This window comes from Terrabacter aeriphilus, from assembly GCF_039542985.1.
GTDB classification, from domain to species: Bacteria; Actinomycetota; Actinomycetes; order Actinomycetales; family Dermatophilaceae; genus Terrabacter; species Terrabacter aeriphilus.
Genome location: NZ_BAABIW010000028.1, coordinates 119,166 through 140,275, shown reverse-complemented (window position 1 = coordinate 140,275; position 21,110 = coordinate 119,166). Strand labels below are relative to the sequence as shown.

Annotated in this window: 19 protein-coding genes; 9 read left to right on the top strand and 10 right to left on the bottom strand. The window is 74.8% G+C overall.

Annotated elements, in window-relative coordinates; all coding sequences use genetic code 11:
- Nucleotides 1-50 precede the first annotated feature (50 nt).
- Together ABD979_RS19190 and ABD979_RS19185 are read left to right on the top strand one after the other, a co-directional pair.
- Entirely contained in the window at nt 51-5,588 is a 5,538-nt protein-coding gene (locus ABD979_RS19190) for an ATP-binding protein (RefSeq protein WP_345509130.1), read from the top strand.
- 4 nt (nt 5,589-5,592) lie between these two features.
- Nucleotides 5,593-6,150, top strand: coding sequence for a hypothetical protein (locus ABD979_RS19185; RefSeq protein ID WP_345509129.1), 558 nt, complete (start codon nt 5,593-5,595; stop codon nt 6,148-6,150).
- A 9-nt stretch (nt 6,151-6,159) separates the two neighbouring features.
- On the opposite strand, the gene ABD979_RS19180 is transcribed toward ABD979_RS19185, so the two are convergent.
- The 6 genes from ABD979_RS19180 to pdxY form a co-directional block, all read right to left on the bottom strand.
- Nucleotides 6,160-6,432, bottom strand: a complete 273-nt coding sequence (locus ABD979_RS19180) for a DUF6510 family protein (protein WP_345509128.1) — start codon at nt 6,430-6,432, stop codon at nt 6,160-6,162.
- 13 nt (nt 6,433-6,445) lie between these two features.
- Entirely contained in the window at nt 6,446-7,228 is a 783-nt protein-coding gene (locus tag ABD979_RS19175) for a ferredoxin reductase (RefSeq protein WP_345509127.1), read from the bottom strand.
- On the bottom strand, nt 7,198-7,797 hold the full coding sequence (locus ABD979_RS19170; protein WP_345509126.1) for a sulfite oxidase-like oxidoreductase: 600 nt from the start codon (nt 7,795-7,797) through the stop codon (nt 7,198-7,200). The genes ABD979_RS19175 and ABD979_RS19170 overlap by 31 nt, the downstream gene beginning before the upstream one ends.
- A gap of 62 nt (nt 7,798-7,859) precedes the next feature.
- Nucleotides 7,860-8,918 carry a YdcF family protein gene (locus tag ABD979_RS19165; protein ID WP_345509125.1) on the bottom strand — a complete coding sequence of 353 codons (1,059 nt, stop codon included), beginning with the start codon at nt 8,916-8,918 and terminating at the stop codon, nt 7,860-7,862.
- A gap of 2 nt (nt 8,919-8,920) precedes the next feature.
- Nucleotides 8,921-10,123 carry an ATP-binding protein gene (locus ABD979_RS19160; protein WP_345509124.1) on the bottom strand — a complete coding sequence of 401 codons (1,203 nt, stop codon included), beginning with the start codon at nt 10,121-10,123 and terminating at the stop codon, nt 8,921-8,923.
- Nucleotides 10,124-10,333: 210 nt separating this feature from the next.
- Nucleotides 10,334-11,182 (bottom strand): pyridoxal kinase PdxY, encoded by an 849-nt coding sequence (pdxY, locus tag ABD979_RS19155; RefSeq protein WP_345509123.1) that lies wholly within the window; start codon nt 11,180-11,182, stop codon nt 10,334-10,336.
- 53 nt (nt 11,183-11,235) lie between these two features.
- Between pdxY and ABD979_RS19150 the strand changes: the two genes are divergently transcribed.
- From ABD979_RS19150 to ABD979_RS19135, 4 genes are all read left to right on the top strand, one after another.
- Nucleotides 11,236-11,592 carry a GntR family transcriptional regulator gene (locus ABD979_RS19150; protein WP_345509121.1) on the top strand — a complete coding sequence of 119 codons (357 nt, stop codon included), beginning with the start codon at nt 11,236-11,238 and terminating at the stop codon, nt 11,590-11,592.
- On the top strand, nt 11,589-12,545 hold the full coding sequence (locus tag ABD979_RS19145) for a DUF1648 domain-containing protein (protein WP_345509120.1): 957 nt from the start codon (nt 11,589-11,591) through the stop codon (nt 12,543-12,545). Before ABD979_RS19150 ends, ABD979_RS19145 begins: the two co-directional genes overlap by 4 nt.
- Nucleotides 12,546-12,613: 68 nt before the next feature.
- On the top strand, nt 12,614-12,937 hold the full coding sequence (locus ABD979_RS19140) for a rhodanese-like domain-containing protein (RefSeq protein ID WP_345509119.1): 324 nt from the start codon (nt 12,614-12,616) through the stop codon (nt 12,935-12,937).
- Between the two features lie 27 nt (nt 12,938-12,964).
- Nucleotides 12,965-13,471 (top strand): CD225/dispanin family protein, encoded by a 507-nt coding sequence (locus tag ABD979_RS19135; RefSeq protein WP_345509118.1) that lies wholly within the window; start codon nt 12,965-12,967, stop codon nt 13,469-13,471.
- Between the two features lie 40 nt (nt 13,472-13,511).
- On the opposite strand, the gene ABD979_RS19130 is transcribed toward ABD979_RS19135, so the two are convergent.
- A complete protein-coding gene (locus ABD979_RS19130; RefSeq protein ID WP_345509117.1) occupies nt 13,512-14,855 on the bottom strand; it encodes an amidohydrolase family protein in 1,344 nt (447 codons plus the stop codon).
- A 79-nt stretch (nt 14,856-14,934) separates the two neighbouring features.
- Here ABD979_RS19130 and ABD979_RS19125 point away from each other — a divergent pair, with 79 nt between their 5' ends.
- A complete protein-coding gene (locus ABD979_RS19125; RefSeq protein WP_345509116.1) occupies nt 14,935-15,579 on the top strand; it encodes a GntR family transcriptional regulator in 645 nt (214 codons plus the stop codon).
- Here the strand turns inward: ABD979_RS19125 and ABD979_RS19120 are convergent.
- The 3 genes from ABD979_RS19120 to ABD979_RS19110 form a co-directional block, all read right to left on the bottom strand.
- Entirely contained in the window at nt 15,557-16,336 is a 780-nt protein-coding gene (locus ABD979_RS19120) for a hypothetical protein (RefSeq protein ID WP_345509115.1), read from the bottom strand. The two genes, ABD979_RS19125 and ABD979_RS19120, sit on opposite strands and share 23 nt — an antisense overlap.
- A gap of 67 nt (nt 16,337-16,403) precedes the next feature.
- The gene (locus ABD979_RS19115) at nt 16,404-17,264 is read right to left on the bottom strand and encodes an Fpg/Nei family DNA glycosylase (RefSeq protein WP_345509114.1); all 861 of its coding nucleotides are present in this window, start codon (nt 17,262-17,264) and stop codon (nt 16,404-16,406) included.
- 4 nt (nt 17,265-17,268) lie between these two features.
- The gene (locus ABD979_RS19110) at nt 17,269-18,390 is read right to left on the bottom strand and encodes an App1 family protein phosphatidate phosphatase (protein ID WP_345509113.1); all 1,122 of its coding nucleotides are present in this window, start codon (nt 18,388-18,390) and stop codon (nt 17,269-17,271) included.
- A 77-nt stretch (nt 18,391-18,467) separates the two neighbouring features.
- On the opposite strand from ABD979_RS19110, the gene ABD979_RS19105 reads away from it, so the two are divergent.
- Complete coding sequence (locus ABD979_RS19105; protein WP_345509112.1) at nt 18,468-19,112, top strand: N-acetyltransferase; 645 nt, start codon at nt 18,468-18,470, stop codon at nt 19,110-19,112.
- Nucleotides 19,113-19,183: 71 nt separating this feature from the next.
- Nucleotides 19,184-21,109: a penicillin-binding transpeptidase domain-containing protein gene (locus ABD979_RS19100; RefSeq protein ID WP_345509111.1), complete on the top strand. Its 1,926-nt coding sequence runs from the start codon at nt 19,184-19,186 to the stop codon at nt 21,107-21,109.
- Nucleotide 21,110 lies beyond the last annotated feature (1 nt).

Genomic DNA, 21,110 nt, shown 5'->3' with positions numbered 1-21,110 from the left:
GGCGTGGAAGGCTGCGGGGTGCGACACCACCCCCGTCTGAAGGAGCTCCGATGATCTCGCGCATCGCCATCGTGAACCGCGGGGAGGCCGCGATGCGTCTGATCCACGCCGTGCGCGACCTCAATGCGGCAGCGGGACCCGACGGGCACCGCATCGAGACGATCGCGCTGCACACCGAGGGCGAGCGCCGGGCGATGTTCGTGCGCGAGAGCGACCACGCCTACGACCTCGGGCCGGCGTCCGCCCGGCCCTACCTCGACTACGCCGTCCTCGAGCGGGCACTGCTCGAGTGCGGCGCCGACGCCGCGTGGGTCGGCTGGGGCTTCGTCGCGGAGCACCCCGCCTTCGCCGAGCTCTGCGACCGCATCGGCGTCACCTTCATCGGCCCGAGCGCCGAGGCGATGACGAAGCTCGGCGACAAGATCGGCAGCAAGCTCATCGCCGAGGAGGTCGGCGTGCCCGTCGCGCCGTGGAGCCGCGGCGGCGTCGACACCCTCGAGGACGCGACGGCCGCGGCCGCGCGCATCGGCTACCCGCTCATGCTCAAGGCGACCGCCGGTGGCGGCGGCCGCGGCATCCGTCGCGTCGACTCCGACGCCGACCTCGCCGACGCCTACGAGCGCACCCGCGACGAGGCGCAGCGGGCCTTCGGCTCGGGCGTCGTCTTCCTCGAGAAGCTCGTGACCGGCGCGCGCCACATCGAGGTCCAGGTCATCGCCGACGGCCAGGGCACCGCCTGGGCCGTGGGCGTGCGCGACTGCTCGGTGCAGCGCCGCAACCAGAAGGTCATCGAGGAGTCCGCCTCGCCGGTGCTGACCCGTGAGCAGGAGGACGAGGTGCGCACGAGCGCCGAGCGCCTCGCCATCGCGGTCGGCTACGCCGGCGCCGGCACCGTCGAGTTCCTCTACCACCCCGGCGAGCGCTTCTTCGCCTTCCTCGAGGTCAACACCCGCCTGCAGGTCGAGCACCCGATCACCGAGGTCGTCACCGACACCGACCTCGTCAAGCTGCAGATCCACGTCGCGAACGGCGGCCGCCTCGACGACCTGCCGCACGGCCGCCCCACGCAGCGCGGGCACGCCGTCGAGGCCCGCCTCAACGCCGAGGACCCCGACCGCGACTTCGCGCCGAGCCCCGGTCGCATCAGCCTGCTCACCTTCCCCGCCGGCCCCGGCATCCGGGTGGACACCGGTGTGGGAGAAGGGGACTCGATCCCCGCCGACTTCGACTCGATGATCGCGAAGATCATCGCCCACGGGCGCGACCGCGACGAGGCGCTCGCCCGCCTGCGCCGCGCCATGGCCGAGACGACCGTCGTCATCGACGGCGGCGCGACGAACAAGAGCTTCATCCTCGACCTGCTCGACCAGCCCGAGATCATCGACGGCTCCGCCGACACCGGCTGGATCGACCGTGTCCGCGCCGAGGGCCGCCTCGTCTCCCACCGCCACTCCGGCGTCGCGCTCGTCGCCGCCGGCATCGAGGCCTACGAGGACGCCGAGGCCATCGAGCGCGCCCGGCTGCTCGAGTCCGCCCGCGGGGGCCGCCCGCAGGTGCAGCACACGGTCGGCCGCGCCGTCGACCTCAAGCTGCGCGGCACGGCATACAAGGTCGTCGTGCTCCGCACGGCCTCGCACCGCTACCGCGTCTCGATCGCCAACGGTGGCGACCCGCACGTCGTCGACGCCGCGCTCGACCGCATCGACGCGTATGCCGGCCGCATCGTCGTCGAGGGGCGCGCGCACCGCCTCGTCACGGCCACGCACGGGCCGGTCCACCTCGTCGAGGTCGACGGCGTCACGCACCGCGTCTCGCGCGACGAGGGCGGCGTCGTGCGCTCCCCCGCGCCGGCGCTCGTCGTCGCGACCCCGGCCGCCGTCGGCGACGAGGTCGCGGCGGGCGCCCCGGTGCTCGTGCTCGAGTCGATGAAGATGGAGACGGTGCTGCCCGCCCCGTTCGCGGCGCGGGTGCGCGAGCTGCTCGTCGCCGTCGGCAGCCAGGTGGAGACCGGTGCCCCGCTCGTGCGCCTCGAGCCGACGGGCGACGAGGAGGAGGCCGCCGAGACGGCCGACGCCGGCAGCGTCGACCTCGACCTGCCCGACTCCGACGCGCGCAGCGCCAGCACCCGTGAGCGCGTCGAGCGCGGCATCGCCGACCTCTCGGCGAGCGTGCTCGGCTTCGACGGTGACCCCGCGGGCGACCGGCGGATGCTCGAGGGCTACCTCGCGGCCCGCGACGAGCTCGCGGCCGAGGGCACCATCCCGCTCGCCGAGGAGATCGGCGTGCTCACCCTGCTCACCGACGTCGCCGAGCTGAGCCGCAACCGGCCGGCCGCCGAGGAGCGGCACACCGAGCTGCTCGTGCACAGCCCGCGCGAGCACTTCCACTCCTACCTGCAGAGCCTCGACGTCGACCGCGCCGGGCTGTCGGCGGACTTCCGCGACAAGCTCGCCCGCGTGCTCGCCCACTACGGCGTCACCGACTTCGAGCGCACCCCCGACCTCGAGGAGGCGGTCTTCCGCATCTTCCTCGGCCAGCAGCGCTCGGCGCCCGAGGTGCAGCTCGCCACGTCGCTCCTGCAGCGCTGGCTCGCCGAGCCCATCCCCGCCGCGCCCCTCGACGCGGCGGCCCGCGACACGCTCGACCGCCTCGTCGTGGCGACCCAGCTGCGCTTCCCCGTCATCGGCGACCTCGCCCGCAGCGTGCGCTTCCGCTGGTTCGACCAGCCCCTCGTCGACGAGGAGCGCGAGAGCGTGCTCGCCGGCGTGCGCGACAAGCTCGCCTCCCTCGCGGCCGAGCCGGACGCCGCCGACCACGCCGCCCGCATCGACGAGCTCGCGGCGATCCCCGAGCAGATCGTCCGGTTCCTCGCCGAGCGCCTCCACGAGGCCGCGCCGGAGCGGCTGCCGGAGCACGAGCCGATGCTCGAGGTGCTCATCAAGCGGCACTACCGCGAGCACGAGCTGCACGGCCTGCACACCTTCACCGAGGGTGGGCGCCCCTTCGCCACGGCCGACTACACGCTCGCCGACCGGCCGACCCACCTGACGTCGACGATCGGCGCCGTCACGGAGCTCGCCCCCGGCAGCCCGCTCGACGCGGCCGTCTCGAACGACGTGTGGGCCCGCCCGGACGGCCACCAGTCGGTCGTCGACCTCTACCTGCGCTGGCCGGAGGAGCCGGCGGCGCCCGACGAGGCCAGCGACCGGCTCGCGGCCCTGCTGCAGCAGCTGCCCTTCGCGCAGGACGTGCGCCGCGTCGCGGTCGCGGTCAGCGCCGGTGGCGGTCGGCCCGTCGGCTACTTCACCTTCCGCCCCGTCGACGGCACGCTCGTCGAGGACCGGCTCGTGCGCGGCGTGCACCCGATGGTCGGACGCCGGCTCAACCTGTGGCGGCTCAGCGCGTTCGAGGTCACCCGCCTCGAGGCGCCCGAGGACGTGCTGCTCTACGAGTGCGTGGCCCGCGACAACCCCGAGGACCGGCGCCTCGTCGCCCTCGCCCAGGTGCGCCAGGTCGTCGTCGTGCGCGACGAGTCCGGCCAGGTGACCGGCCTGCCGCACGTCGAGCGCGCCATCGCGAACTGCCTCGAGGCGATCCGCCGGGTGCGCACGAGCCGCGGCGCCCGGGGCTCCAAGCTCGACATGAACCACGTGTGGGTGCAGATCTGGCCGACCATCGAGGCCGACCTCGGCCAGCTGACGGCCCTGCAGGGCAAGATCGCCCCCGTGACGGCCGGCGCCGGCATCGAGGAGGTGCTCGTGCAGGCTCAGGTCGCCGGCGCCCCCGGCGAGGCCCCCGCCCCGATCGCGGGCCGGTTCTTCTACCAGCCCGGCTCGGGCGTCACGGGCTCGCTCGGCGCCCCGCCCACCGAGCCGCTCAAGCCGCTCGACGACTACGCCTCCAAGGTCGTGCGGGCCCGCCGTCGCGGGCTCGTCTACCCCTACGAGCTGCAGTCGATGATCGCCGGCCCGGGTGGCACCGTCGTCGAGCACGACCTCGACGACGCGGGCGCGCTCGTGCCCGTCGACCGTCCGCAGGGCCTTAACAAGGCCGGCATCATCGTCGCCGTCGTCAGCTCCCCGACCGACCGCCACCCCCAGGGCGTCACCCGCGTCGTGCTGTCGGGCGACCCGCTGCGCTCGCTCGGCTCGGTCGCCGAGGCCGAGTGCGCGCGCGTCATCGCGGCCATCGACCTCGCCGAGCGGATGCAGGTGCCGCTCGAGTGGTACTCCCTCTCCGCCGGCGCCCGCATCTCGATGGACTCCGGCACCGAGAACATGGACTGGGTGGCCCGCGCCCTCAAGCGGATCATCGAGTTCACCCAGGCGGGCGGCGAGATCAACGTCGTCGTCGCCGGCATCAACGTCGGCGCCCAGCCCTACTGGAACGCCGAGGCGACGATGCTCATGCACACCAAGGGCATCCTCGTCATGACGCCCGACAGCGCCATGGTGCTGACGGGCAAGCAGTCGCTCGACTTCTCGGGCGGCGTCTCGGCCGAGGACAACTTCGGCATCGGCGGCTACGACCGCGTCATGGGCCCGAACGGCCAGGCGCAGTACTGGGCCCAGGACCTCGCCGGCGCCCGCGGCATCCTCATGGCCCACTACGACCACGCCTACGTCGCGCCCGGCGAGGCCGGCCCGCGCCGCGTGCCGACGAGCGACCCGTCGCACCGCGACGTGACGCTCTTCCCGCACGACCTGCCCGACTCGGGCTTCACGACGGTCGGCGACATCTTCAGCTCGCTGACGAACCCCGACCGCAAGAAGCCCTTCGACATCCGCACGGTCATGCGGGCCGTCAGCGACCAGGACCACGCGCCGCTCGAGCGGTGGGCGGGCATGGCCGACGCCGAGACCGCCGTCGTCTACGACGCGCACCTCGGCGGCATCCCGGTCTGCCTCGTCGGCATCGAGTCCCGCTCGGTGCCGCGCCGCGGCTTCCCGCCCACCGACGGCCCCGACACCTACACGGCCGGCACGCTCTTCCCGCGGTCGAGCAAGAAGGTGGCGCGCGCCATCAACGCGGCGAGCGGCAACCGGCCCCTCGTCGTGCTCGCGAACCTGTCGGGCTTCGACGGGTCGCCGGAGTCGATGCGGGCCCTGCAGCTCGAGTACGGCGCCGAGATCGGGCGGGCCATCGTCAACTTCGAGGGCCCGATCGTCTTCACCGTCGTCTCGCGCTACCACGGCGGCGCCTTCGTCGTCTTCAGCAAGACGCTCAACCCGCGCATGACGGTGCTCGCCGTGGAGGGCTCGTTCGCATCGGTGCTCGGTGGTGCCCCCGCGGCGGCGGTCGTCTTCTCCCGCGACGTCGACGCCCGCACGGCAGCCGACCCGCGGGTCACCGAGCTCGAGTCGCGCGTCGCGACGGCCTCGGGCGTCGAGCGTGCGCGCCTCGCCACCGAGCTCGCCGAGCTGCGCTCGTCGGTGCGGGCCGAGAAGCTGAGCCAGGTCGCCTCCGAGTTCGACGCGGTGCACAGCATCCACCGGGCCGTCTCGGTCGGCTCGGTCGACGCCGTCATCGCGGCGCACGAGATGCGGCCGCGCATCATCGCCGCGCTCGAGGCCGGACTGGAGCACTGACCCGGTGGCCGGGGAGAGCGGGAGCACCAGCACGCAGGCGTTCGTCGAGGGCGTCCGCGCAGCGGCCGAGGGCACGCCGTATGCCGTCGCGGAGCGCCCCTACGGCTTCGACCTGACCATCGACCTCGCCGACGCCCGGTGGCTGACGCTCACGAGGGCGCACGGCCTCGAGCGCGTCCTCACCCACGAGGTGCACGTCAAGGGCGGCGGCCGCTACGGCATCACCGACGTCGAGCACACCGTCCGCTACGGCGCCGGCGCCGGGGCCGACGGTGCGGCGTCGCTCGGAGCCTCCCGGAGCGTCAGTCGTGGCCGGCTGCTGCGCTACTCCAGGCAGGTCGAGCTCGGCGTCGACGCCGACACCGGTCGGCTCGGCAAGGTCCTCGACGACCGCTTCCGCGCCGGCGAGGGCCGCGACCTCGTCCGCGGCGTGGCCCGGGAGCTGGGCTGGCAGGAGGCGATGAACGCCGAGCAGAAGGGCGGCCTCGTCGTCGGCATCGTCGCCCTCGTGCTCACCGTGGGGGTCTTCGCCGCCGTCGGGATCAACGCGCTGCTGCGCTGACCCCGCCCGTCAGCGCTGGGCGGGCGCGGGCACGCTCAGCGAGGTGACGCCGCCCAGGTCGAGCCACACGGCATCCGGGGTGCGCACGACGCGCACGAGCACGTCGTCGCAGCCGGGGCAGCGCCCCACGAGGCCGGGCTCGGGGCCGTAGACGCGCAGCGCCGCGACCTGCGTCGAGCCGCCGCAGCCGCGGCACCGGACGACCGCGGTCGTGACGTCGAGCGCGAAGAGCTCCGAGAGCGGGCCCGCCATCAGGTTGCCGTCCCAGTCGGGTGTGGTCATGGTGCTGGCCTCCTCACGGGCCGCTCGGCCCGAAGCGTTCGGTGCGGATGCGGTCGGGGTCGTGGCCGAGACCGACGAGCAGACCGGCGACCGCCTCGACGAAGCCGGTGGGCCCGCAGACGTAGACGGTCGGTGCCGCCGCCGCGGACCAGCCGTCGGCCACGAGGTCCGCCGCCCCGATCCGACCCGCCGGGCGCGGGTCGCCCTCGGGCGCCCGCCGGGTGTGGACGAGCCGCAGGTCGACCGTGCCCGCCGCCGCGAGCGCTGCGAGCTCGTCGGCGTGGATGACGTCCTCGGGCGCCCGCACCGAGTAGACGAGCCGGAACGCGGGCCCCGTCCCCCGCATCGGCGCCTGACCCCCCGCCTCGGCCCGCGCGCGCAGCATGGCCATGACCGGAACGACCCCGGAGCCGCCGGCGACGAGCAGCACCGGCTCCGGCTGCTCGGGCCGCCAGACGAACCAGCCGCCGACCGGTCCCCGCAGCCGCACCGTGTCGCCCACGGCGAGCCCGTCGGTCAGGAAGGTCGAGACCTCGCCGTCGGGCACGCGCTGGACCGTGAGCTCGACGTGGTCGCCGTGCGCCGGCGCCGCCACCGAGTAGCTCCGCGTCGCGGTGTAGCCGTCCGGCGCCGTGAGGCGCACGTCGACGTGCTGCCCCGGCAGGTGGCCCGGCCAGTCGTCGACGGCGAGCACGAGGGTGACGGCCGAGGCCGTCTCGGCCCGCCGCTCCACGAGCGTCGCGTCGCGCCAGGCGCGTCGGGCGCTCAGTCCCCCTGGTACCGCTGCTCGCGCCATGGGTCCCCGTAGTCGTGGTAGCCGAGCTGCTCCCAGAAGCCGGGCGAGTCCTCGAGCAGCAGCTCGATGCCGCGCACCCACTTGGCCGACTTCCAGAAGTAGAGGTGCGGCACGAGCAGCCGTGCGGGGCCGCCGTGCTCGGCGGGCAGGTCGTCGCCGTCGAACTGAAAGGCGACCCAGGCCTGACCGTCGAGGAGGTCCTCGAGCGGCAGGTTGGTCGTGTAGCCGCCGTGGCTGTGCACGAGGGCGAAGTCGGCCGCCGTCTCGACGTCGCCGAGGAGCGTGTCGAGCGAGACGCCCCGCCACGACGTGTCGAGCTTCGACCAGCTCGTCACGCAGTGGATGTCGACGGTCACGTCGTCGGCCGGGAGGGCCATCAGCTCGGCCCACGACCACGTGTGTCGGGTGCCGTCCTCGGTCGTGACCCACAGCTCCCACGCGTCGATGTCGACCCCGGGCGTCGGCCCGGCCGAGAGCACCGGGAAGTCACCCGTCAGGTACTGCCCCGGCGGCAGCCGGTCGTCGCGGCCGCGCGGGCGGCCCTGGAAGCCTCGCGTCACGAAGTCCATGTCGACGAACTGTACGGCTCCCCGCCCCTCGCTGTCCGCCCTCCGGGCAGGGTCACGTCCGCTCAGCCGGCGAGGACGGCATACGCGAGCAGACCCGTCGCCACGGCCCAGGCGGCGAGCGCGCCGAGGTGCAGCCGCGGGTGGAGCGTCACGGCGCCGAGGACCTCGCGCAGGAAGGCGGTCGGCACGAACGTCCACGCGGTCGGGGCGCCCGAGACGTCGGCGTCGATGCCGAGGCGGCGCGTCAGCAGCGCCGCACGCCCCACGTGGTAGCCGCTCGTCACCACGCGCACGTGACCGTCGACGAGGCCGCGGGCGCGGAGGATCTCGCGCGAGAGCAGCAGGTTCTCCTCCGTCGTCGTGGCGCGGTCCTCGGTGGCCACGCGCCCGGGCGGCACGCCGTTCGCGACGAGGTATGCCGTCATGGCCACGCCCTCGGCCATCGGCTCGTCGTCGCCCTGGCCGCCGCTCGGGACGAGGAGCGGCCCGTCGCCGGGCCGCGCGCGCTCGCGCTCGGCGCGCCACACGGCCGCGCCCGCGTCGAGCCGGTGGGCGAGCAGCTGCGGCACCGTGCCGCCGACGAGGCCCGAGCCGAGCACGACGACGGCGCTCGGGGCCGGGCGCGGTCGGTGGCCCCGGTGGGCGAGGCAGTAGAGCAGGTAGGAGAGGAAGGAGAGTCCCGGCAGGCCGGGCAGCAGCAGGACGACGAGGGTGACCACGTCGGCCGCGGCGACGGCTGGGGCCCCCACGGCGCCCGCCGCAGAGCCGGCCGACCCGAGCAGGGCCAGGCCGGCGAGCGTCGCACCGACCATGGCGACGCCGAGCGCGAGCGCGGCGACGTCGAGCCGGGTGCGGCCCTCGGGGCGCAGCACCCGCAGGCCCGTCACGACGAGCAGCAGGCCGAGCAGCAGCGCCCCGACCGCCGGGAGCAGCACCGGGGCGAGCGGGCTCGTCGGTGCCGCCGCCCACGTGGCCGCCGTCATTAGCGACCAGAGCCCGGCCGCGAGCAGCACGCCGACCCGCCACCGGCGCGGCTCGGCACGCAGTGCCACCGCGCCGAGACCGAGCAGGCCGGCGCCGACCCCGGCGAGGGCGGCGGTCGCGGCGGGGCCGACGACCACGCTCAGGCCTGGGTGCGCAGGTAGCGGCCGAAGTGGGGCACGGTGAAGGCGATGAGGCCGCGCTCGCCCGAGTAGATGAGCCCCTTCTTGATGAGCGCGTCGCGGGCCGGCGAGAGCGACTGCGGCTTGCGCCCGAGCACGTCGGCCACGGCCGAGGTCGGCACGGCCTCCCGCTCGGCGCCGCCCTCGCCGTCCTCGGCGGCGGCGTCGGCCATGGCCCGGAGGTACTCCCGCTCGGCGGGCGTGGCCCGCTCGAAGCGGGACCCGAAGAAGCCGACCGCGAGCTCGGACTCGGCCTCCGGCACGGCCACGCGGATGTCCTCGAGCGTGACGGGCGAGCTCGGGGTGACGTCCCAGACGACCTTGCCGTAGGCCTGGATGAAGTAGGGGTAGCCGGCCGTGACGGCATACATCTCGTCGAGCGCCTCGGGCGTGTAGGCGCAGCCCTCCTCCTCGGCCGGGCCGACGAGCGCCCGGTCGGCGGAGTCGCGCGGCAGCCGGTCGATCCGCGAGTAGCGGAAGAGCCGCTCGGAGTAGGACTTCGACGCCGACAGCACCGCCGGCAGGTGCGGGAGGCCGGCGCCGACGACGATGACGGGCAGGCCCGACTGCGAGATCTCGTGGCAGGCCGCGCAGAGCGCCGACACGTCCTCGGGGTCGAGGTCCTGCATCTCGTCGATGAAGAAGGCGACGCCCTTGCCGACGTCGGCGGCGAGGCCCCCGATGTCGGTGAAGAGCTCGACGAGGTCGATCTCGACGTCGCCGGAGTCGGCCCGGCCGGTCACCGCGGGCGCGTCGATGCCGGGCTGCCAGCGCTCACGCAGCTTCGCGCCGGTCTGCGCCTCGCGCAGCGCGAAGGCCTTGACGATGCCGAGCACGTGGTCGACCTCGTCGGGCTGCGGGTGGCCGAGCTCGCGCACGGCCTGGTGGGCGGCCGCGGCGAGGGGCCGGCGCAGCCGCTGGTCGGGCCGGGCCTCGAACTTGCCGGTGCCCCAGTCGGCGCGCACGGCCGAGCTGCGCAGCGCGTTGAGCAGCACCGTCTTGCCGACGCCGCGCAGGCCGGTCAGCACGATCGAGCGCTCCGAGCGGCCGCGGGCGATGCGCTCGAGCACCACGTCGAACGAGCGCAGCTGCTCGTCGCGACCGGCGAGCTCGGGCGGGCGCTGGCCGGCGCCGGGGGCGTAGGGGTTCGTGACGGGGTCCACGCTCGGAGGCTATACGCGCCTCTACGGAAAACCCGAGACATCGGTACAGAGCGCCAGCGTGTCGCACCGGACCCACCGACTCGCCACCCGCGCCCGGCCGAACCTTCGGATCCCGCAGCATCCGGGCATGAAAAAGCGCCGTTCCGCACGGTCAGGGGTGGTCATGCGGAACGGCGCGAGGGAACTATAACGCGGGCGAGCCGGTCCCCGTCAACCGATCGCGACGATCTCGAAGATCTCGTCGGGGTGGGCGATCGCGTCCTGCTCGGCCACGAGGCGCATCTCGTCGGCCCCGACGGCGTGCGTGCGCTCGAGGACGGCATACATCGTCGCCGCCGTGCGGCGCAGCGCGACCTGCGGCCCGTCGGTGAGGTGGTGCGCGAGGAAGAGGGCGGCCGTCACGTCTCCGCCGCCCCGGACCGTCATCGGCAGCAGCGGCGTCGTGACGACCCACGCGTCGTCGGCGGTGACGCACGCCATCTGGATCGAGCCCTCGGGGGTGTCGGCCGTGAGGGCGCTCGTCACGAGCACGACGGAGGGGCCGCTGGCGACGAGCTGGCGGGCGGCCGCGACGAGGTCGGCCTGGGTGCGCACCTCGCGCCCGACGAGGAACTCGAGCTCGAACTGGTTCGGCGTCACGATGTCGGCCCGGGGCACCACGTGGTCGCGCATGTACTCCGGGATGCCCTCGCGCACGAAGAACCCGCGGCCGACGTCACCCATGACCGGGTCGCAGCAGTAGACGGCGGACGGGTTGGCGGCCTTGACCCGGGCCACGGCGTCGAGCACGACCTCGCCGACCGCCTCGGCGCCCTGGTAGCCGGAGAGCACGGCGTCGATCGTCGGGAAGGCGCCCCGCTCCTCGACGCCGGCGATGACGGCCGCGACGTCGGTGGGCGCGATGAGCGGCCCGCGCGTCGAGCCGTAGCCCGTGTGGTTGCTGAAGGTCACCGTGAGCACGGGATAGACCTCGTGGCCGAGCCGCTGGAGCGGGAAGACCGCGGCCGAGTTGCCGGCGTGGCCGTAGGCGACGTGGGACTGGATCGACAGGATCTTCACGGGCCCACCCTAGCCGCTTGAAAAGCGTGAGTAGTTATAGGGATACTATAACTATGCTGTGGCAGGTCGACCCCACCTCGAGCACCCCGCTCCACGCGCAGATCGCGGCGTGCGTGCGCCGGGAGCTCGCCGCGGGGCGCCTCGCGCGCGGCGACCGGCTGCCCGCCGCCAAGGAGGTGGCGAGCGTGCTCGACGTCAACCTGCACACGGTGCTGCGGGCCTACCAGTCCCTGCGCGACGAGGGCCTCATCGACCTGCGCCGCGGGCGGGGGGCCGTCGTCAGCGCCACCGACCCCGGCGGCGACGCGCGGCTACGCACCCTCGCGGCCGAGATCGTCGCCGAGGCCCGCCGTGTCGGCGCCACCCCCGCCGACCTCACCCGACTCATCGAGAGCGAGCTCCAGCGATGATCACCGACGGCCGACCCACCCGAGCCCTCGCTGCGAGCGCCCTCGTCGGACCGGTGCTCGCCGTCGCCGGGGTCGCCCTCACCGCGTCGGTGCGCACCCGGCTGCCCGAGCAGGTCGCGGTCCACTGGGGGCTCGACGGCCCCGACCGCTTCGCCACCGTGACCGGCGCCACCGTGACGGCCGCCGCGATGACGACGCTGCTGCCCCTCGTTCTCGTCGGCCTCGGCGCGGCCGTGCACCCGAGCGGGCGCGGGGTGCTCGCCGGCTTCGCGGGCGCCATGGCGGTCTTCCTCGCCGGCCTCTCCTTCGGCGGCCTCACCGCGCAGCGGCCCGGCCAGGAGCCGTCGGCCTTCCCGCTCGCGTGGGCCGTGCCGACGCTCGTCGTCGCGGCCCTCGTCGGGCTCGCCCTCTGGCGCTGGGGGCGGCTCGCCCCTCCGTCGGTCGACGGGCCGCGGCCGGCCGTGCCCGCCGGCGCCGCCCGCCTCGACGTGCCACCCACGACCCGCCTCGCGTGGACCGGGCGCGCGGCCCTGCCGGGGCGCGCCGTCTGGCTCATCGCCGTGGTCGCCGTGCTGCCGCTCCTCGTCGTGGCCGAGCTCGGCCAGCCCTGGGTGCTCGCGATCGGTGCCGTCGTCGTGCTGCTCCTCGTCGTCACCTGCTCGGCGCGCGTCGTCGTCGACGCCGACGGGCTGCGCATCACGAGCCTCGTCGTCACGTGGGGCCGGGTGCCCCTCGAGCGGGTCGCCCGCGCCGACGTCGGCACGGTCTCGCCGCTCGGCGACTTCGGCGGCTGGGGCTGGCGCATCGGCCGCGACGGCCGCCGGGGGTTCGTCACCCGCGGCGGTGAGGCGCTCGTCGTCGAGCGCATCGGCGAGCCGCCCGTCGTCGTCACCGTCGACGACGCCGACGAGGCCGCCGCCGTGCTCAACACCCTGGCCGCGCGCCTGCGCTGACCGGGCCCATGCCACGGGTCGCCGACGGGCCGGTGTCACATGACGGCGTTCGTGTCACGATGGACGCCATGAGCGCCATCCCCACGACGTCCGTGACCGAGCTGCCCGACGACGCCGTCATCGTCGACGTCCGCGAGCCCGACGAGTGGGCGGCGGGGCACGCCCCGAACGCGATCCACATCCCGCTCGGCGAGCTCCCCTCACGCATCGACGAGCTGCCCGAGTCCGACGCCACCGTCGGCGTCGTGTGCCGCATGGGCGGCCGGTCGGCCCGCGCGGTCCAGTGGCTGGTCCAGCAGGGCTACGACGTCGCCAACGTCGAGGGCGGCATGGTCGCCTGGGAGCGCGCCGGCAAGGCCCTGACGGCCGACGGGAACCCGAGCATCATCTGAGCGTCGGAGGAAGGTGCGAGAGCGGACATGACCGACAGGGCCGGCGGGGAGCACCGCCGCGAGCCGGAGCAGCCCGACCCCACGAGCGACGCGTGGTCGGCCTGGTTGCCGCGCCTCGACCGTCCCGAGGGCACGCTGCCGCAGGCCTCCGGGCCGGCGCCGGCCGCTGACGCCGCGCCCCCGCTCCCGCCGCCGACGCTCCCCCCGGCACCGACCCTGCCGCCCGGGTCGTGGCGTCGCACCGGGCCCCCGTCGCCCGCACCACCTCTCCCGCCACCCCTTCAGGCACAGCCGACGTATGCCGTGTCGCCGCCGAGCCGCCTGCTGCTCGCCGTGCTCTGCACCGTGCTCTGCTTCCTGCCGTTCGGCATCGTGGCGATCGTCAGGTCGGTGTCGGTGGGGCCGCTCTGGCGCCGGGGGCGCTTCGGCGAGGCCGAGGCGGCGTCGCGGTCGGTGCTCGCCTGGTGCCTGGCCGCCGCGCTCGTGTGGCCGGTGCTGCCGCTCCTGCTGGTCATCGCGATCTTCGCCCTCTGAGCCGGCCGCGGGCAGTGGCCGGCCCAGAGGGTGGGACGTCTCAGGCCGCGCGGACGACGACGCCCTGGGCGACGACGACGCGCACGCGCTCGCAGGCCCCGCCGTCGTCGAGCGGGCTGCCGTCGACGACGAGCAGGTCGCCGGCGCCGCCCGGCAGGAGCCGACCGACCCGTCGCGACCAGCCGAGCAGCCGGGCCGCGCTCGTCGTGGCCGCGCGGAGGGCGTCGAGCGGCGTCAGCCCGGCCTCGACGAGCAGGCGCACCTCCGAGCCGATGGGGGCGACCTCGGTGCCGAAGGAGTCGGTGCCCGCGACGACGGTGACGCCGCGCTCGTGCGCCTCGCGGACGGCCCGCATGAGGATCGGCGTGTACTCGCGGCCACGGGCGTCGAGCACGGGGTCGCTCGAGCCGATCATGCCGCTGATGGCGGCGAGGGTCGGGGTGAAGTGCGTGCCGCGGCGCGCCATCTCCGCGATCGTGCGGTCGCTGACGAAGACGCCGTGCTCGATGCTGCGCACACCGGCGCGCACGGCCCCATCGATGCCCTCGGCGCTGTAGGCGTGGCAGAGCACCGGGCGACCCTTCGCGGCCCGCACCACGGCGCTCAGCTGCTCGCGGTCGTAGACGAGCTCGCGCGGGTCCTGCTCGGCGAGGCCGGCGCGCGGGTTGGCCCGTGTCTTGACCACGTCGACGCCGCGCTTGACGTTGACCCGCGTCACGTGGGCGATGTCGGACGTCGAGGTGACCCCGTTCGGCAGGGCCGCCAGCGGGGCGAGCTCGGGGTCGGCGAGGGCCGAGTCGCCGAGCTGGGGCGAGACGAAGACGCCGGCCGCGCGCATCCGGGGCGCGAGGCCGGGCGCCCGCTCGGGCAGCGAGCGCATCGCGACGTCCTGGTAGAAGGTCGACGAGCCGCTGCGCACCGTCGTGGCGCCGGCGAGCAGCAGGGCCCGGGCGTCGGCCAACGCGTTGGCGTGCACGTGCACGTCGACGAGCCCGGGCACCACCCAGCGCCCTGACGCGTCGATCCGGCGCGCCCGCGAGCCGACGGCGGCGACCGCCCGACGGGTGGCGTCGCGCGACCCGACGGCGAGCACCGTGCCGTTCCGCACGACGACGACACCGTCGTGCACGACGTGCCCGGTCAGCGGGTCGACGATCGACCCGCCCTCGACGACGAGGGAACCCACCGTGCCCGGTCGGCCACCGTGGCCGTGGTCGGCGCCGGTCGTCGCGGGATGCGCGCCACCGGCGGCCGCGGCTGAGGAGGCCGAGGCGATCCCCCCGGCCGTGACGCCCGCGAGCACGGCGGCGCCGGCGATGACGTTGCGGCGCGAGAGCGCGGCCGGGGGCAGGGTCGGCGTGGCGTCGTGGTCGTGCAGGCACATGGTGGACCTCCGGGGGTTAGGCTCGACCGAGCCAGTTTTGGTATACCAATTTGGTATACCAGCGAAGGAGGGCCGGTCAATGCCTACCCGCGAGGAACATGCGTCGTCGCTGCGCGACTCGGTGACGCAGGCCCTGCGCGCGCGCATCGTCGCGGGCGAGCTGCCGCCCGGCACCAGGGTCGTCGAGCGTCAGCTCGCCGAGCAGCTCGGCGTCTCGCGCGTACCGGTGCGCGAGGCCCTGCGCTCGCTCGAGCGCGAGGGCTTCGTCGAGGAGCGCGCCACCCGGGGCATGGTCGTGCGGCGGCTCGACCCCGACGACGTCGAGATGCTCTTCGCCGTGCGCGAGTCGCTCGAGGCGGTGCTCGCGCAGCGGCTCGTGGCCGTGCTCGACGACGCCGGCCTGGCCGCGCTCGACGAGCTCGTCGGCCGCGCCGAGGGCCACGCCGACGCCGGCCGGCTCGGGCTCGCCGTCGCCGCGAACGCCGACTTCCACTCGGCCCTCGTCGAGCTCGCGCGCAGCAGCGTGCTCAGCTCGATCATCGAGCCCGTCTCGGGCCGGATGGCCTGGCTGCTCAACCAGCACACCGATCCCGCGGCGATGCTCGCCGAGCACCGCTCGATCGTCACGGCCCTGCGGTCACGCGACGCCGAGCGGACCGCGGCGGTCTTCCGCGCGCACCTCGCGACGAGCCGCGACGCGGTCAGGCGCGCGGGATCGGCGTAGCCGGGGTGCAGACGAGGTCGTCCCCGGCGGGCGCGGTCGCCGCGACCTGCACGACGCCGTCGCCCACGGCCGAGGGACGGGCCTGCGCGACCTCACCGTCGACCTGCAGGCAGAACTGCCACTGCGCCACGGACGGGTCGACGGGCGTGCGCGGGGCCTCGAACGACTCCGCCGGCACGTGCAGGCGCGGGGGCGACACGGCATACGCCCTCCCGGTGAGGCTCGCCCCGGGGGCGATCGTGTGTCCGCCGACGACGGGCGCCGCCGCGAAGCGCACGTTCGGCGCGGGCGCGAAGCCCTGCTTGCTGAGGCGCAGCACGCCGTCCTGCTCGTAGACCCACACGTGCTCGCGGTCGACGTCGGCGGCGAGGGTGGCGCTGCCGAGGTCGCGCGGCACGACGTCGCGGGCGAGCACGGGCTCGGAGGTCGTGTTCGTGACGGTGTACTGCACGACGTAGCCGGGCGTGGCGGCGATGCCGGCCCCGACCGCGACGCCACCCGGGCCGCCGGGCGCCAGTTGCGCCTCGAGCCGGATGCCGTTCGCCCCCACGGTCTCGGCGCCCGAGCCCGCCTCGGTCGTGGCGGGGGTCGCGTCGCCGCCACCGGCCGGGGTGGCCACGGACGACGGCGTCGACGAGCCGCACGCGCTCGTCACGAGCACCGCCCCGAGGGCGAGCGCGACGGCGGGTCGCAGCGCGCGGGAGGCGACGGGCAGGGCCTGCGGCAGCATCGGCTTCATGAGGGGGAAGACAACCACGGCCGGCAGACCGTTGCATTTCGGGCGCAACCGGATCCCGCGAGATGCCGCCCCCCAGGCACCCCGCTCAGCGGAGCAGGCGCGACATCCGGCGGTCGGCGAGGGGCTTGCCGCCGGTCTGGCACGTCGCGCAGTACTGCAGCGAGGTGTCGGCGAAGGAGACCTCGCGCACGATGTCGCCGCAGACGGGGCACGGCTGACCGGTGCGCGCGTGCACGCGCATGCCCGCACGCTTGGCGTCCTTGAGCTCCTTGGCCGGCTTGCCCGACGCCGCGGCGACGGCGCCCGTGAGCGTGTCGCGCAGGGCGGCGTAGAGCCGGTCGACGACCTCGGGGGCGAGCGTGCCCGCGATGGCGAAGGGGCTGAGCTTCGCGACGTGCAGGATCTCGTCGGAGTAGGCGTTGCCGACACCGGCGATGAACTCCTGGTCGCGCAGCAGCCCCTTGATCTGCGTGCGCCGCCCCTCGAGCATCGACCGGAAGCGCTCGAGGGTGAAGTCGTCGGCCAGCGGGTCGGGGCCGAGCCTCGCGATGCCGGGCACCTGGGCCGGGTCGCGCACGAGGTAGGCGGCGAGCGACTTCTTCGTGCCGGCCTCGGTCAGGTCGAAGCCGGAGCCGTCCGAGAGGCGCACCCGCAGGGCGATGGGCGACTTGCCCGGACGCACGACGGTCGCCGGCAGCTGGTCGGACCACCGCAGCCAGCCGGCGCGGGCGAGGTGGAAGACGAGGTGGATGCCGTCGGCGTCGATGTCGAGGAACTTCCCGTGCCGCGACACCCCGTCGACGGGCGAGCCCTGCACGGCCTGCGGCGGCGGGTCGAAGGTCTTGAGCACGCTGAACGAGGCCAGCTCGAGGGAGTCGATGGCAAGGCCGTCCAGCCGCTCGGCGAGGAAGTCGACGAGCGCCTGCACCTCGGGCAGCTCGGGCATGCCGTCAGTCTGTCACCCGATCGGCGTCGTTGCGGGGCGGACGCGAGGGCTGTTCGTCGGCGGCGACGGCCGGCCCGAGCCTGCCCACGCGGTCGAGCGCGCGCAGCATCGCGTGGCCGTCGGGGGCGGAGAACGTCGGCACCGACCGGGCGGCCCACGAGCGCAGCGGCGCGTCGATCTTCATCGGGTTGGAGAGCACCTGCTCGGTGGGCGAGAGGTGGCGGATGCAGATCGCGTCGACGCGCTCGGGCCGCGCCTCGGCGAAGTCGGCGTAGATCTGCGGGTCGTGCTGCCCGTCGTCGCCGACGAGCAGCCAGCGGATGTCGGGGAAGTCGCGGGCGAGCCGGTCGAGGCTCGTGCGCTTGTGGGCCTGGCCACTGCGGAACCAGCCGGTGTTCGTCGGGCCCCAGTCGGTGAGCATGAGCGGGCCGAGCGGGAAGCCGTTCTCGACGAGGAAGCGGTTGAGCGTCGCGGACGTGTTCCACGCCCCGGTCGAGACGTAGACGATCGGCGCACCCGGGTGGGCCGAGAGGATGCGGCGATACATCGGGGCCATGCCCGACACGGCGTGCCGGGCCTTGCCCCGGCGCACGAAGGTGTTGAACGCCGCGATCATCGGGCGCGGGAGCATCGTGGTGATGACGGTGTCGTCGATGTCGCTGACGATGCCGTGCGTCACGCCGTCGGCGACGATGAAGACGTCGGCCGCCACCGGCTCGGTGCCCTGCACCTCGACGAGCACCTGCTGCCACCCCGGGGCGAGCCCGTGGTCGCGGGCGACGATGTCGACGTGGCCGCCGCGGTCGGAGCGGCCGTAGACCTCGCGGTCGCCCGCGGTCACCTTGACCGGCACGCCCGTCGCCGGGGAGGTGAGGAAGGCCCGCCAGCCGCGCTGGTACTTCGCCGGGCTGAGCGCGCCCGTCGCGTCCTGGCGCGCCTCGGGGCCCTCGGTGCCCTCGCGACCCCTGCGCCCGAGCAGGACCCGCGCGTAGACCCGGACGAACGACGACGAGCCGTAGCCGACGTGGGTGATGACCCGGTTGCCCCACCCGCGCCCGCGCAGCACGCGCTCGACCTGGTCGTGGACGGCGTCCTCGACGAGGGCGGCCGCGTGCGGTCGTGACATGGCCACAACCTACCCGGCGGCGCCATCAGGTGGACCCCGACGGGCGCCCGGGCGACGGGCCGGGTTTGATGGGCGGCGTGCACCCCATCGCCGAAGTCCTCAGCAAGGCCGCGGGCGGCGACTTCCCCGCCGTCGACGGCTCGTGGCAGCGCGTCGACCCCTGGCGCCCCGGCATCGAGGGCGTGCTCGCCTTCACCGGCCACGCCTGGCTCGCCGTCGACGACGACGTGTCCGACGGCACGCTCACCTCGCTCAGCCCCGACGGCTACGGGGGCGCGAGCAACCCGCGCCTCGTCTCGCGCCTGGCCGGCACCGGCTGGATCGACGCGCTCGACGTCGTCCTCGTCGCCCGCGGCACGGGGGGCGAGCCGCGCCTCGTGCCACGCAGCGACCTGCGCAACCACCCGCGCGCCGAGCACGCCACGCTCGTGCGCAGCGAGGTCGTGACGTTCGGCTACGCCGCGCCCGACGACCACACCCTCGTGACCCTCTCGACCGGCATCGGCGGCCTGCCCGAGGTGGGGCTCGAGACCGACCCGGCCCACGAGCACAGCGGGGCCGACGTCGCCCGTGACGCCCTCGCGCTCGTGCCCGAGGGCGAGGTCGTCGTCGCCGCCTGCGCACCGGGCAACGCCCGCGCGCTCCGCGCCTTCATCTCGGCCGGCTACGAGCCGGTCGCGTCCGTGCAGCTCTGGCGCCCGGAGCGTGACCAGCGCGCCTGAACGGGGGCGCTCCGGGCGGGCGACCGGTTCGTGACGAGCCGTCCGCGGCCCGGGCCCGTACCGTGGAGGCCATGTCCAGGGGAACTCGTCGTCGTTCGTTCGTCGCGCTGTCGGTGACCGGCGCGCTCGTCATCACGGCGACCGCCGGGTGCTCGCTCTTCTCGTCGCCGCCCGCACCCGACGACACCGCCCGCGCCCTCGCGGCAGGCCTCGCCTCGGGCGACCTCGGGGCGGTCGAGTTCAAGGGCACGACGCCGGTCAAGGCGACCGCGTTCGTGCGCGCCGCCTACAAGGGTGTCGGCGACCTGCGCCCGCAGGTGTCGCTCAGCGAGATGAGCCACAACGAGGACTCCGACCACGCGACGGCGACGCTCTTCAGCCGGTGGGACATCTCCGACTCGCCCACCGACTGGACCTACGAGACGCAGGTCAACCTCACGCTCGTCGACGACCGCTGGCAGGTGTCGTGGACGCCGGGCGTCGTGGCGCCCCAGCTGGCCGCCGACGAGACCCTCGACATCGCCCGCAAGTGGCCCCGCCGCGCCGACATCGTCGACGCCTCGGGCGCCAAGCTGATGACCGAGCGGGAGGTGTCGGTCGTCGGCATCGACAAGTCCACGGTGTCGGGCCCCGAGGCGGCCGCGGCCGCGCGCAAGCTGGCCGCCCTGCTCGACATCGACCCGACGAGGTATGCCGCCAAGGTGGCCGCCGCGGGCCCGCGCGCGTTCGTCGAGGGCCTGACCCTGCGCCAGACCGACCCGCTGCTCGAGCGCAACGGCGCCGCGATCGAGAAGCTGACCGGGGCCCTGACGGTGCCGGCGCTCAAGGTGCTCGGGCCCACCCGCACGTGGGCCGCGCCGATCCTCGGCACCGTCGGCGAGGCCACCGCCGAGCAGATCGCCGCATCGAAGGACACCCTCGAGGCCGGCGACACCGTCGGCAAGAACGGGCTCGAGTACCGCTACGACGCCCAGCTGCGCGGCACCCCGGGCCTCGCGGTGCACGCGGTCAAGAAGGGCGCCGACGGCAGCGTCCTCGACAAGCGGGAGCTGTTCGCGGAGGCGTCCGTCGAGGGCAAGCCGCTCGTCGTGAGCCTCGACCAGAAGGCGCAGACGGCTGCCGAGGCCGCACTCGCCCGGGAGACGAAGCACCCGACGGCGCTCGTGGCCGTCCGGGTCTCGACCGGGGAGGTCCTCGCGGCCGCGGTCGGCCCGGGCGCCGGCGGGTCGACGCTCGCCCTCGCCGGCAAGGAGGCCCCGGGCTCGACGTTCAAGATCGTCAGCTCGCTGGCGCTCGTGCGCAAGGGCGCCACCGCCGACACGAAGCTGCCGTGCACGAAGACGCTGACGGTGAACGGGCGCCGGTTCAGCAACTACACGACCTACCCGGCCGACCGGCTCGGCGACATCCCGCTCAAGACGGCGCTCGCGTTCTCGTGCAACACGGCCTTCATCAGCCAGCACGAGAAGGTGAGCCAGGCCGACCTCGCGCAGGCCGCGCAGTCGCTCGGCATGGGCGAGAAGCTCGACCTGCCCTTCACCGGGTTCCTCGGGTCGGTGCCGGCCACCGACGACGTCGTCGAGCACGCGGCCTCCTTCATCGGGCAGGGCCGGGTCGAGGCGTCGCCGCTGACGATGGCCGTCGTGGTCGCCTCGGTCATGAAGGGCCAGACGGTGCGCCCGACGCTCGTCGCGTCCGAGGGCACGCTGCCCTCCCCGGCCACGCCGCTCGACCCCACCGAGGCGAGCGTGCTCCGTGCGGAGATGCGCGAGGTGGTGAAGGTGGGCTCCGGCACCGTGCTCGCCCCGATCGGCGTCGAGTTCGCGAAGACCGGCACGGCCGAGTTCGGCACGAAGAACCCGCCGGACACGCACGCCTGGATGGTGGCCGGGCGCGGCGACATCGCGATCGCGGCCTACAACGAGGTCGGCGAGAACGGCGTCACCGGCGCGGCGCCCTTCATCCTCAGCTTCCTCAAGGCCAGCAACCTGCGCTGAG

Bases quoted from the DNA above. Each gene is read 5' to 3' on its own strand.
- ABD979_RS19175 (WP_345509127.1), bottom strand. From the start codon at position 7,228: ATGGCGCGAGCAGCGGTACCAGGGGGACTGAGCGCCCGACGCGCCTGG.
- ABD979_RS19110 (WP_345509113.1), bottom strand. From the start codon at position 18,390: ATGTCACGACCGCACGCGGCCGCCCTCGTCGAGGACGCCGTCCACGAC.
- ABD979_RS19190 (WP_345509130.1), top strand. From the start codon at position 51: ATGATCTCGCGCATCGCCATCGTGAACCGCGGGGAGGCCGCGATGCGT.
- ABD979_RS19100 (WP_345509111.1), top strand. From the start codon at position 19,184: ATGTCCAGGGGAACTCGTCGTCGTTCGTTCGTCGCGCTGTCGGTGACC.
- ABD979_RS19180 (WP_345509128.1), bottom strand. From the start codon at position 6,432: ATGACCACACCCGACTGGGACGGCAACCTGATGGCGGGCCCGCTCTCG.
- ABD979_RS19135 (WP_345509118.1), top strand. From the start codon at position 12,965: ATGACCGACAGGGCCGGCGGGGAGCACCGCCGCGAGCCGGAGCAGCCC.
- ABD979_RS19140 (WP_345509119.1), top strand. From the start codon at position 12,614: ATGAGCGCCATCCCCACGACGTCCGTGACCGAGCTGCCCGACGACGCC.
- ABD979_RS19125 (WP_345509116.1), top strand. From the start codon at position 14,935: ATGCCTACCCGCGAGGAACATGCGTCGTCGCTGCGCGACTCGGTGACG.
- ABD979_RS19145 (WP_345509120.1), top strand. From the start codon at position 11,589: ATGATCACCGACGGCCGACCCACCCGAGCCCTCGCTGCGAGCGCCCTC.
- ABD979_RS19115 (WP_345509114.1), bottom strand. From the start codon at position 17,264: ATGCCCGAGCTGCCCGAGGTGCAGGCGCTCGTCGACTTCCTCGCCGAG.
- ABD979_RS19130 (WP_345509117.1), bottom strand. From the start codon at position 14,855: ATGTGCCTGCACGACCACGACGCCACGCCGACCCTGCCCCCGGCCGCG.
- ABD979_RS19170 (WP_345509126.1), bottom strand. From the start codon at position 7,797: ATGGACTTCGTGACGCGAGGCTTCCAGGGCCGCCCGCGCGGCCGCGAC.
- ABD979_RS19150 (WP_345509121.1), top strand. From the start codon at position 11,236: ATGCTGTGGCAGGTCGACCCCACCTCGAGCACCCCGCTCCACGCGCAG.